The organism is Microbacterium sp., from assembly GCF_031988965.1.
GTDB lineage: Bacteria > Actinomycetota > Actinomycetes > Actinomycetales > Microbacteriaceae > Microbacterium.
In genome coordinates, this window is sequence record NZ_DALZXX010000019.1 from 24,227 (window position 1) to 35,056 (window position 10,830).

The 10,830-nt window shown below is 68.6% G+C and carries 12 protein-coding genes; 5 read left to right on the forward strand and 7 right to left on the reverse strand.

Annotated elements, in window-relative coordinates; all coding sequences use genetic code 11:
- Nucleotides 1–14 precede the first annotated feature (14 nt).
- Nucleotides 15–1,322: an aminotransferase class I/II-fold pyridoxal phosphate-dependent enzyme gene (locus RTM68_RS06485; RefSeq protein ID WP_312169386.1), complete on the forward strand. Its 1,308-nt coding sequence runs from the start codon at nt 15–17 to the stop codon at nt 1,320–1,322.
- 46 nt (nt 1,323–1,368) lie between these two features.
- Nucleotides 1,369–2,220: a pyridoxal kinase PdxY gene (gene pdxY, locus RTM68_RS06490; RefSeq protein WP_312169387.1), complete on the forward strand. Its 852-nt coding sequence runs from the start codon at nt 1,369–1,371 to the stop codon at nt 2,218–2,220.
- Between the two features lie 6 nt (nt 2,221–2,226).
- On the opposite strand, the gene RTM68_RS06495 is transcribed toward pdxY, so the two are convergent.
- The 5 genes from RTM68_RS06495 to RTM68_RS06515 form a co-directional block, all read right to left on the reverse strand.
- Nucleotides 2,227–2,775, reverse strand: coding sequence for an HIT domain-containing protein (locus RTM68_RS06495; RefSeq protein ID WP_312169388.1), 549 nt, complete (start codon nt 2,773–2,775; stop codon nt 2,227–2,229).
- Nucleotides 2,772–4,697, reverse strand: coding sequence for a threonine--tRNA ligase (gene thrS / locus RTM68_RS06500; RefSeq protein WP_312169404.1), 1,926 nt, complete (start codon nt 4,695–4,697; stop codon nt 2,772–2,774). Before thrS ends, RTM68_RS06495 begins: the two co-directional genes overlap by 4 nt.
- A 121-nt stretch (nt 4,698–4,818) precedes the next feature.
- On the reverse strand, nt 4,819–5,178 hold the full coding sequence (locus RTM68_RS06505; RefSeq protein WP_312169390.1) for a YnfA family protein: 360 nt from the start codon (nt 5,176–5,178) through the stop codon (nt 4,819–4,821).
- A 33-nt stretch (nt 5,179–5,211) separates the two neighbouring features.
- Nucleotides 5,212–5,889, reverse strand: a complete 678-nt coding sequence (locus RTM68_RS06510; RefSeq protein ID WP_312169391.1) for a response regulator transcription factor — start codon at nt 5,887–5,889, stop codon at nt 5,212–5,214.
- A complete protein-coding gene (locus RTM68_RS06515; RefSeq protein ID WP_312169393.1) occupies nt 5,886–7,040 on the reverse strand; it encodes a histidine kinase in 1,155 nt (384 codons plus the stop codon). Before RTM68_RS06515 ends, RTM68_RS06510 begins: the two co-directional genes overlap by 4 nt.
- A 180-nt stretch (nt 7,041–7,220) precedes the next feature.
- On the opposite strand from RTM68_RS06515, the gene RTM68_RS06520 reads away from it, so the two are divergent.
- From RTM68_RS06520 to RTM68_RS06530, 3 genes are all read left to right on the forward strand, one after another.
- On the forward strand, nt 7,221–8,171 hold the full coding sequence (locus RTM68_RS06520; protein WP_312169395.1) for an alpha/beta hydrolase: 951 nt from the start codon (nt 7,221–7,223) through the stop codon (nt 8,169–8,171).
- Between the two features lie 62 nt (nt 8,172–8,233).
- Nucleotides 8,234–8,653 carry a hypothetical protein gene (locus RTM68_RS06525; RefSeq protein WP_312169397.1) on the forward strand — a complete coding sequence of 140 codons (420 nt, stop codon included), beginning with the start codon at nt 8,234–8,236 and terminating at the stop codon, nt 8,651–8,653.
- 56 nt (nt 8,654–8,709) lie between these two features.
- Entirely contained in the window at nt 8,710–10,059 is a 1,350-nt protein-coding gene (locus tag RTM68_RS06530; protein WP_312169399.1) for a deoxyribodipyrimidine photo-lyase, read from the forward strand.
- A gap of 9 nt (nt 10,060–10,068) precedes the next feature.
- Here RTM68_RS06530 and RTM68_RS06535 read toward each other — a convergent pair whose 3' ends face one another.
- On the reverse strand, nt 10,069–10,548 hold the full coding sequence (locus RTM68_RS06535) for a hypothetical protein (RefSeq protein ID WP_312169400.1): 480 nt from the start codon (nt 10,546–10,548) through the stop codon (nt 10,069–10,071).
- A gap of 21 nt (nt 10,549–10,569) precedes the next feature.
- Nucleotides 10,570–10,830, reverse strand: a 261-nt coding sequence (locus RTM68_RS06540; protein WP_312169401.1) for an LPXTG cell wall anchor domain-containing protein, incomplete at its 5' end; no start/stop codon positions are given.

Here is a 10,830-nt window from a genome sequence, read left to right on the forward strand (position 1 = left end):
GACGATGAGGACACATGAGCGACCAGATCACCGGAACCACCGCAGCCGACATCTCGGACAGCGTGCGCGATCTTCGCGATCGCGGCGTCCTGCGTCCGGGCAGCGCGCTCCCGCCGGTCCGTGAACTCGCCTCGACCCTCGGCGTGAACCGCAACACCGCCGTCGCCGCGTACCGTCAGCTCGCCCAGGCCGGGATCGTCGTCTCTCGGGGGCGAGCGGGCACCGTCATCACGGGCCACGAGTCGGTGGCACAGGAGGGGTACGCCTCCGACACGGTGCTGCGCGACGTCGGCACCGGCAATCCCGATCCCCGCCTGATCCCCGATCCGTCCGCAGCGCTCGCGACCGTCGCGGGGCGTCCGGTGCTCTACGGCGAACCGGTCATCGACCGCGGCCTCGACGAGTGGGCACGCGAATGGATCGCGCAGGACCTCCGTCATCCCGGCGTCGGCATCACGGTGACCAGCGGGGCGGTCGACGCCGTCGAGCGGCTGCTCGCCCAGGCACTCATGCGCGATGACGCGGTCGCCCTCGAGGATCCGTGCTTCCTCGCCAGCATCCATACGGTGCGCCTCGGCGGCTATCGGGCCGTGCCTGTGCCCGTCGACGATCAGGGGATGACGGTCGAAGGCCTGCGCGCCGCGCTGGATGCCGGAGTCCGCGCCGTGATCTGCACACCTCGAGCTCAGAACCCCACCGGAGCGAGTCTGACCGCCGCCCGCGCGGCCGAGCTGCGTGCCGTGCTCGTCGATCACCCGTATGTGCTGATCATCGAGGACGATCACTTCTCGATGCTGTCGCAGCGCCCGTATGAGTCGCTGATCGGTCCGGACCACCGCCGCTTCGCCCTCGTACGCTCGGTGTCGAAGTTCCTGGGACCCGACATGTGCCTCGCGATCGCGGCGACCGATGCCACCACGGCCGAGCGGCTCGCGATGCGGCTGAGTCCCGGCACCACCTGGGTCAGTCATCTGCTGCAGCGCCTCACGCTCACGCAGCTGACCGATGCGACCGTCATGGCGAAGATCGCCGACGCGCGGGAACACTACGCCTCACGGAACGCCGCTTTCGCGTCGCGCCTGCGCGAACAGGGCCTCGACTCCCCTGTCACCGATGGGCTGAGCCTGTGGATCGCCCTGCCGAAGCCCGCGCGTCTCGTCGCCGAGAAGCTCATGCGACGAGGCTGGCTGGCGCGCACCGGGGACGATTTCGCCCTCGATGAGCGCGCCGACCCCTCACACCACCTGCGCCTGACGGTGCACGACCTGTCCGACGAGGATGCCGAGACGCTCGTCGCGGACCTCGTCGCGGCCACCCGATGATCCACCGCCGCGGGAGCACTCCCGCCCTGAATGAAAGGATCGGGGAATGAAGGTCCTCTCCATCCAGTCCGCCGTCGCATACGGCCATGTCGGCAACTCCGCCGCGGTCTTCCCGCTGCAGCGCATCGGCGTCGAGGTGCTCCCGGTCTACACCGTGAACTTCTCCAATCACACCGGCTACGGAGCCTGGCGCGGCCCGCTGATCTCTCCGGACGACGTGCAGGAGGTCATCACCGGCATCGAGGAGCGCGGCGTGTTCGGCGAGATCGACGCGGTGCTCAGCGGTTACCAGGGCGGCGAGGGCATCGGAGACGTCATCATCGACGCCGTCGCCCGCGTCAAGGCGGCGAACCCCGACGCGGTCTACACGTGCGACCCGGTGATGGGGAATGCGAAGTCCGGATGCTTCGTCGCACCGGCCATCCCGATCCTGCTGCGTGAGAAGGTCGTGCCCGCCGCCGACATCATCACGCCGAACCAGTTCGAGCTCGGTTTCCTCACCGAGACCTCTCCCGACACCCTCGAGTCGACACTCGCCTCGGTCGACCTGGCGATGGCCATGGGACCGAGCACGGTGCTCGTGACGAGCGTCGAGCGTCCCGACCGCGAAGAGGGCACGATCGAGATGCTCGTCGCCGACGCGACCGGAGCATGGATCGTTCAGACTCCTCGTCTGCCGATGAAGGCGAACGGCTCGGGCGATGTGACGGCCGCGCTCTTCACCGCACACTATGTCGAGACCGGTGACGCGAAGACCGCGCTCGAGCGCACGGCGTCGAGCGTGTTCGATCTGCTGTCGCTGACCCTCGAGTCCGCTGCACGCGAGCTGCAGCTCGTCGAGGCGCAGGAGTTCTACGCGAACCCGCGCATGCAGTTCACGGCACGTCAGGTGCGCTGAACTCGCTCAGCTGTTCGGCCAGGCGTTCGCGACGGCTTCGCGCACTTCGCCGAGCAGCTGGGGCAGGGCCTTGGTCTTCGCGATGATCGGGAAGAAGTTGGCGTCCGACGTCCACCGCGGCACGATGTGCTGGTGCAGGTGGCCGTCGACGCCGGCTCCTGCGACGGCGCCCTGATTCATCCCGAGATTGAAGCCGTCGCAGCGCGAGACCTCCCGGAGCACGCGCATCCCGATCTGAGTGAGCGCTCCGATCTCGGCGACCTCCTCAGGCGTCGCCTGGTCGTACGTCGCGATGTGACGATACGGGCACACCAGCAGGTGCCCCGAGTTGTACGGGAACAGGTTGAGCAGCACGTAGGCCGTCTCACCCCGCGCGACGATCAGCCGTTCGGCATCCGGGAACTTCGGAGCCTCGCAGAACGGGCACTCCTCGCGCAGCGGCTCCGGACCCGCCTGGATGTACGCCATCCGGTGCGGGGTCCACAGCCGCTGGAACTCGTCAGGGACGCCGGCGAACTCACCGGCGTCCTCCCACGGGTCAGCGGGCGTGGTCACGCCAGATCCCCTGCTGTCTGCACGAGCGTGTGCGCATCGATCGCGGCACGGATGCGAGTGACGGCGTCGGCGATCGGCACGCCGTTCTCCTGCGTTCCGTCGCGGTAGCGGAACGAGATCGTGCCGGCGTCGCGGTCCTTCTCTCCGGCGATCAGCAGCAGCGGCACCTTGCCGGTCGTATGCGTGCGGATCTTCTTCTGCATCCGGTCGTCGGACGCGTCGAGCTCGGCGCGCACACCCTGTGTGCGCAGCGTGTCGATGACCTCGCCGAGGTAGTCGGCGAACTCGTCGGCGACGGGGATGCCGACGACCTGCACCGGCGAGAGCCACACCGGGAAGTCTCCGGCGTAGTGCTCGAGGAGGATCGCGAAGAACCGCTCGATCGACCCGAACAGAGCACGGTGGATCATGATCGGACGCTTCTTCTGTCCGTCCTTGTCCATGTACTCGAGCTCGAAGCGCTCGGGCAGGTTCGGGTCGACCTGAACGGTCGACAGCTGCCAGGTACGACCGATCGCGTCACGCGTCTTGAGGTCGATCTTGGGGCCGTAGAAGGCGGCCTCGCCGGGCACCTCGGTGAGCTTCAGACCGGATGCGACGGCGACGCGACGCAGAGCATCGGTGGACGACTCCCAGAACTCGTCCGAGCCGATCCACTTGGACTTCTCGTCGTCCTTCATCGACAGCTCGAGCTCGAAGTCGGTCAGGCCGAAGTCGCGGAGCATCGACAGGATGAACTCGAGGACCTTGGAGACCTCGCCCTCGAGCTGGTCCGGCGTCACGAAGAGGTGCGAATCGTCCTGGGTGAAGCCGCGCACACGCGTGAGGCCGTGCAGGGCGCCGGACAGCTCGTTGCGGTACACGGTGCCGTTCTCGGCGAAGCGCAGCGGCAGGTCGCGGTAGCTGCGCGCACGCTCCTTGTAGATCAGGATGTGCATCGGGCAGTTCATGGGCTTCAGGTAGTAGTCCTGGCCCTGCTTCGTGATGTTGCCCTCGTCGTCGCGCTCTTCGTCCATGACGATCGGCGGGTACATGCCCTCCTTGTACGTGACGAGGTGGTTCGAGGTGAGGAAGAGGTCTTCCTTCGAGATGTGCGGCGTGTACACGTAGGTGTATCCTCCCTCGATGTGACGCTTACGCGCGTGCTGCTCCATCTCGCCGCGGACGACCCCGCCGCGCGGGTGCCAGACCGAGAGACCCGAGCCGATCTCCTCGGGGAACGAGAAGAGGTCGAGCTCCTTGCCGAGGCGCCGGTGGTCGCGCTTCGCGGCCTCCTCGAGACGGTGCTGGTACTCGCGGAGCTCATCCTTCGACGGCCACGCGGTGCCGTAGATGCGCTGCAGCTGCGGGTTCTTCTCACTGCCGCGCCAGTAGGCGGCGGCGATGCGGGTGAGGTCCCAGCCGTTGCCGATCATGCGCGTGTTGGGCAGGTGCGGCCCGCGGCAGAGGTCCTTCCAGACCACCTCGCCGTCGCGAGTCGTGTTGTCGTAGATCGTCAGCTCGCCCTCGCCGACCTCGACCGACGCGCCCTCGGCCGCCTCCTTGCCGCCCTTGAGGCCGATGAGCTCGAGCTTGAACGGCTCGTCGGCCAGCTCCGCACGCGCCTCGTCATCGGTGACGACGCGGCGCACGAAGCGCTGCCCCTCACGGACGATGCGCTGCATCTCTTTCGTGATGGCCTTGATGTCTTCGGGCGTGAACGGGGTGTCGACGCCGAAGTCGTAGTAGAAGCCGTCGGTGATGGGCGGGCCGATGCCGAGGTTCGCCTGCGGGTTGATCCGCTGCACGGCCTGCGCGAGCACGTGCGCCGCCGAGTGACGGAGGATGTTCAGTCCGTCGGGGCTGTCGATCGTGACCGGCTCGACCTCGTCGGCATCCGTCACTGTCGCGGCGAGGTCCTTGAGGGCTCCGTTGACGCGCATCGCGACGACTGAACGGTCAGAGAACAGGGCGAAGCCGTCTTTCGGCTGAGCATTTTCAGGCACTGCACACTCCATCTGGGTCTGGATCTAGGCTACTCGCATGCCCGGGCGGGAATGACCGCTACAGCGAGGTCTCGGCAGCCGTGGTCGCCGCGGTCGGCGCGAGGATGATGATGGCCGCTCCGACCAGTGCGATCGCCGAGCCGACCCAGTCCCACACGGTCGGCTTGAACCCGTCGACGATGATCCCCCACGCCAGCGATCCGGCGATGAAGACGCCGCCGTACGAGGCCAGGACACGTCCGAAGTTCGCGTCGGGCTGCAGAGCGGCGATGAACCCGTAGGCGCCGAGCGCCATGACGCCCAGCACCGCGAAGACCCATCCCCGGTTCTCCTTGACGGCCTGCCAGATGAGCCACGCTCCCCCGATCTCGGCGACGGCGGCGAGCACGAAGAGGATGCTGATGCGCAGGACGGTCATGCACCCAGTGTGGCAAAGACCCTCGGCCCGAGGTCACCCGGCGGCGGTCACCAGCCCGGACTCGTAGGCGAGGATCACCAGCTGCGCGCGGTCGCGCGCCGCGACCTTCGCCATGATGCGATTGACGTGCGTCTTCGCGGTGTGCGGTGAGATGGTCAGGCGTGCGGCGATGTCGTGATTCGTGAGCCCCTCGGCGACGAGTGCGAGAACCTCTCTCTCCCGAGGTGTGAGGGGCGCGAGCACGGCCTCCCATCGCTCCGAGTGCGGCGCGGCGCCGGGGCGGAGCGAACGCTGGATCAGCGCCCGGGTAGCGGTCGATGAGAGCAGCGCGTCGCCCTGGTGCACGGTGCGCACGGCGCGGACGATCTCGTCGGGCTCCGCGCCCTTGCCGATGAACCCGCTCGCGCCCGCTCGTAGCGCGGCGACGACGTTGTCGTCCTCCTCGAACGTCGTGAGGATCAGCACTCGGGGCCGCTCCGACGCCTCCGCTTCCGCATCCGCGCAGATCCGCGCCGTGGCGGCGATTCCGTCGAGCTCAGGCATCCTGATGTCCATCAGCACGACATCGGGCCGGGTCTCTGCCGCGGCGCGCACCGCGTCGAGTCCGTTCGACGCTTCGCCGACGACGACGAGTCCGCCGTCGATGAGGATGTCCCGCACGGCGTGACGCACGAGAGGCTGGTCGTCGACCACGAGCACCGAGATGGTCATGGGGTCGGGGTCGCCTCGGACGGAATCCACGCCTCGAGCGAGAAGACTCCCCCGTCGCTGCCGAAGTGCACGGCACCTCCGACCGCTGCGATTCTCTCCTGCAACCCGCGCAGGCCGTGTCCGGCACGGGGAGGATCCGTCGATTCGGCTGTGGTCGGGTTCACGATCGTCAGGTGCACGGCGGCTCCCTCGGCGCGGAGCGCCACCGTCGCCGTGCCGCCGCGCCCGTGCTTGTGCGCGTTGGTGAGAGCTTCGTGGAGCACGAGATAGGCGACGTGGTCGCCACCCGGCGACAGGGCGACAGGGCGACCGCGCCGCAGATCGACACGGAGCCCCGCGGTCCGGAATCCGGTGAGGAGCCCCTCCAGATCGGCCAGCCCGCGCTGAGGGCCGAGATCTGTGTCGTCCTCCGTGCCGTCCGCGCGCAGGAGCGTCATCAGCCCGCCGATGTCGGCGAGAACCGTCCGTGATGCGCTGCGAACCGTCGTCAGGGCCTCACGTGCGCGTTCGGGTCGGGTCTCGAGAGAAGAGGAGGCGACTCCCGCGTTCAGGCTGATCACGGCGATCTGGTGCGCGACCACGTCGTGCAGGTCGCGGGCGATCCGCACGCGATCCTCGGCGACCCGTCTGCGCGCCTCCTCGTCGCGACTCTGCTCGGCCCGCTCCGCGCGCTCGGTCATCGCCGCGGCGAACTCCCGTCGCGAGCGGGCAGTGTCGCCCAGCGCTCCGCCCAGGACGATGATCAGAACGAACTGCAGAGCCGTCGAATCGACGAGGTCACCCGCGAGCGCCCATCCGTTCGCGACGAACGCGACCACGACCGCCACCCCGAGGGCGAGCAGGCCCGTGCGCCGCCCGAGACGATCGAGCACCGCGTAGCAGGCGATCGCGACGGCGAGGAGCGCACTGGGCGAGATCGACCCGACCGCGGCCGCGGCGACCACGCACGCCAGGCTCAGGCCCAGAGCGGCGAGCGGCCACCTGCGCCGGAACGGCATGATCACCGCCGGCGCGACTGCGGGGATGAGCAGCATCCCCCTGGCGTCGAAGGTCTCGTCGGGGAAAGGCAGGACGGCGAAGAGCACGATCAGCGCGACCGCCAGGACGTCGCTCATCCGGAACCCGTCACGGGTGGCACGGGTGGTCGGCATGCATCCAGTATTTCGTGTCTGCGACCGCTCCGGATCCGCCGGACGGACGACTTCCGTGTACTGCGAACGCGGTATCGAAGAGTCCACGGCAGGCTGACGCGCCCGCGGAGCCCACGACCCAGTCTGGGAGGACCGGCGCGCACCACCCCTCCGACACCCGTGCTCGCCGGAAAGGCCACCGTGCGGAAGTCCCTCAGAAGAGCTCTCATCGTCGCGGGGGCTGTCGCCACCGTGGTGGCGGTCGGGCTGACGACCACCACTGTGGTGAATGCCGTATCGACCGCGACGGAGAAGAACCGGATCGAGACCTACGGTCAGACCGTCACGGTCGACGGGCGATCGATGAACGTGGTCGTCACCGGGACGGGCTCCGAGGATGTCGTGCTGCTGCCCGGCTTCGGCACGGCCTCGCCGGCCCTGGACTTCGAGCCTCTGGTCGCCGACCTCGCGCAGGATCACCGCGTCATCGTGGTCGAGCCCTTCGGCTACGGCCTGAGCGACGGCACGGACAGCGCGCGGACGACCGACAACATCGTGGATGAGATCCACCAGGCGTTGCAGCAGCTCGAGGTCGACAGCTATGTGCTGATGGGGCATTCGATCGCCGGGCTCTATGCGATCGAGTACGCGAGCCGATATGCCGACGAGGTCACGGCCTTCGTCGGCATCGACACGAGCGTGCCCGGGCAGCCGAACATGGACACGGTCTTCCCCACCGGACTGTTGGCCGCAGCCAAGAACCTCGGCCTGATCAGACTCGTCGCCGCTGCGTCCGGCGACGGTCTCGACGGACTCGACTACGACAACGCCGCCCGCGAGCAGATGGCGCTCCTCAGCAACCGGAACTCACTCACCCCCACCTATCTCGACGAGATGGCGCACATCAGGATCAACTTCGCGGATGCCGCGGGCACCGGCTTCCCCGCCGGGCTCCCCCTCCTGCTGTTCGTCGTCGCCGACAACGCCGGCAACCCCGACTGGATCGATCTCCACGAGCGTCAGGCGTCGGAGGTCGACGACGGCACGGTCATCCCTCTCGACGGCGAGCACTATCTGCATCACACGCACGTGCCGGAGATCGCCGAGGGCTTCCGGGAGTGGGAGGCGGATCGTCTCCTCAGCACCGAGTGACCCGCCGCGACGCGCCCCGCCGAACGGCTGGTCATCGGGTGCCCTCGAGGTAGCGTGAGCGGATGATCAGAGCACTGGCGCGTTGGATCCTCGCACTCGCACTCGGTGCGATCGGCATCGTGCACTTCGTGAGCACGCGCGGCTTCCGGGTCGTCGTGCCGGACTGGGCCACGAAGGCCACGCGCCTCGACAAGGACGCGATCGTGATCGCCTCCGGTGCCGCAGAGGTCGCACTCGCGGCCGGCCTCCTCGCACTGCCGAAGGAGAGACGACGCATCGGAATCGCGACCGCCGCGTTCTTCGTGGCGGTTCTCCCCGGCAACGTGCACCAGTGGCGCACGCACCGTTCGACTCCTGGGCTCGACACAGAGGCACGCCGCTTCGGACGGCTCTTCCTCCAGCCCCTCCTCGTGCTGTGGGCTCTGTGGTCGACGTCACCCGATCGGCGGCCGACGCGTCGCGCGAAGCGCCGTACTCGCTGACCCCATCCCCGGGCAACCCCCGTCGCACGATTCTGCCCTCGCGCGAGAATGGACCCATGGCTTCCCCCTCACTCGTCTGGCTCCGCGACGATCTCCGCCTCGCCGACAACCCGGCGCTCCGAGCGGCCATCGACCGGGATGAGCCCGTCGTCGTGCTGTTCGTCCTCGACGAGGAGTCCCCGGGCATCCGTCCCCTCGGCGGGGCGGCGCGCTGGTGGCTGCACCACTCGCTCGCCTCGCTGAGCGAACGGGTGCGTGAACTCGGTGCGACCGTGACACTGCGACGCGGACCCGCTGAGCGCGTGGTCCGCGAGACCGTCGCCGACACCGGCGCCACGGCCGTGTTCTGGAACCGTCGGTACGGCGGGGTGGAGCGTGAGATCGACGCCGCGCTGAAGTCGTCCCTCCGCGCCGACGGACTCGAGGTGACGTCCTTCCAGGCATCTCTGCTGCACGAACCGTGGACGGTGAAGACCGGCAGCGGCACCCATTTCTCGGTGTTCACGCCCTTCTGGCGCGCCTGCCTCGCGCTTCCCGCACCGCGATCGCCGCTTCCCGCACCGCGAAGCCTCGACGGCGTCGCTCGCCCCCCGGCGTCGGACGACCTCGACGACTGGAACCTGCTGCCGACTCGCCCTGATTGGGCCGGTGGTCTGCGCGAGACCTGGGAGCCCGGCGAGCCTGCAGCGCGTGCCCGGCTGCATTCCTTCCTGCACGACGACATCGGAACGTACGATCGCGCCCGCGACGAACCGTCGGCCGGTGCCACATCACTGCTCTCGCCCCGCCTGCGCTGGGGTGAGATCAGCCCCTTCACCGTCTGGCATGAGGCGGTAGACGCCGACGGAGCCGCAGGGTTCCTCTCGGAACTCGGCTGGCGCGAGTTCGCGTGGCACACGACGTTCCACTCCCCCGATCTGGCGACCGTGAATCTGCGTCGTCAGTTCGACGCGTTCCCGTGGCCTCGACTCAAGCCCTCGCATCTCGAGGCGTGGCAGCGCGGCGACACGGGGATTCCCCTGGTCGATGCCGGGATGCGCGAGCTGTGGCAGACCGGATTCATGCACAACCGCGTGCGCATGGTCACCGCGTCGTTCCTCATCAAGAACCTCCTGATCGACTGGCGCCGCGGCGAAGAGTGGTTCTGGGACACGCTCGTCGATGCAGACGGCGCGAGCAATCCGTTCAACTGGCAGTGGGTGGCCGGATCGGGCGCTGACGCCGCACCGTACTTCCGCGTCTTCAACCCGGAGCTCCAGGCCACGAAGTTCGACCCGCAGCGCCTGTACATCTCGCAGTGGGCATCGGATGCTCCGCAGGAGCCGATGGTCGATCTCCGCGAGACGCGCAAGCAGGCTCTCGCGGCCTACGAGGTCGTCAAGAACTCCGCCCGACCTGCCGACTGACGCGGACGCTCAGGCGGCGTACCGCTCCACACGGAGCACGCAGTCGAGAGTCTCGTCCTCGACGGCGACGGTCGTCGCCCAGTCCGCGCTCGCGCCCGGGTCTGTCGGATCGACGTTCACCTGGGTGAGCGAACGCGTGTCTCCCCCTTCGGTCAGGAGGGACACGTAGATCCGGTACGACGCGGCGCCCTCGCTCGAGTTGGTGACCGTGCCGGAGACCTCCCAGTGGTCGTCGACGAGTTCGCACTTCTTCACCTCGGCGTCCGCCAGCGCGCCCGCGAGGCCTTCACCCGAACCGGGCGTGTCCACGATGTCGGTGACGCCGGCCTCAGCCTGCTCCGTGGTCGTCGGTGTCGGCGTCGGCTCGGGAGCCGAATCGGTGCAGCCCGTGAGAACCAGCCCGAGAGCGACGGCGATACCGGCCGCGACGAGACCCGTCCGCGTCGTACCGCGTGCGGTGGTGGTCGAGGGGAAGAGGTTGTTCAGCATCGCGTGGCCTTTCATTACCGATTACTGGGAGGAGAGGTTCTGGGGGCGCGTCGTGCGACGACGTCGACCGGTGACGAAGAGGACGAGCCCGGCGAGCAGGAGCATGATCGATCCGCCCACGAGCGGGGTCACGTCGCCACCGCCGGTCGTCGGCAGCGGGACCGTCGGCGGTTCGTCGGTCGGTGACGGGGCTCCCGGCTGCGTGGGATCGGGGGTGGTTGTCGGCTCGGGGCTCGGAGTGGACGTCGGCTCCGGGGTCGGCGTCGGCTCGGGCGTCGGCTC

Excerpts from the sequence above, each read along its gene's own strand:
- RTM68_RS06485 (WP_312169386.1), top strand. The coding sequence starts at position 15 with ATGAGCGACCAGATCACCGGAACCACCGCAGCCGACATCTCGGACAGC.
- pdxY (WP_312169387.1), top strand. The coding sequence starts at position 1,369 with ATGAAGGTCCTCTCCATCCAGTCCGCCGTCGCATACGGCCATGTCGGC.
- thrS (WP_312169404.1), bottom strand. The coding sequence starts at position 4,697 with ATGCGCGTCAACGGAGCCCTCAAGGACCTCGCCGCGACAGTGACGGAT.
- RTM68_RS06505 (WP_312169390.1), bottom strand. The coding sequence starts at position 5,178 with ATGACCGTCCTGCGCATCAGCATCCTCTTCGTGCTCGCCGCCGTCGCC.
- RTM68_RS06510 (WP_312169391.1), bottom strand. The coding sequence starts at position 5,889 with ATGACCATCTCGGTGCTCGTGGTCGACGACCAGCCTCTCGTGCGTCAC.
- RTM68_RS06515 (WP_312169393.1), bottom strand. The coding sequence starts at position 7,040 with ATGCCGACCACCCGTGCCACCCGTGACGGGTTCCGGATGAGCGACGTC.
- RTM68_RS06525 (WP_312169397.1), top strand. The coding sequence starts at position 8,234 with ATGATCAGAGCACTGGCGCGTTGGATCCTCGCACTCGCACTCGGTGCG.
- RTM68_RS06530 (WP_312169399.1), top strand. The coding sequence starts at position 8,710 with ATGGCTTCCCCCTCACTCGTCTGGCTCCGCGACGATCTCCGCCTCGCC.
- RTM68_RS06535 (WP_312169400.1), bottom strand. The coding sequence starts at position 10,548 with ATGCTGAACAACCTCTTCCCCTCGACCACCACCGCACGCGGTACGACG.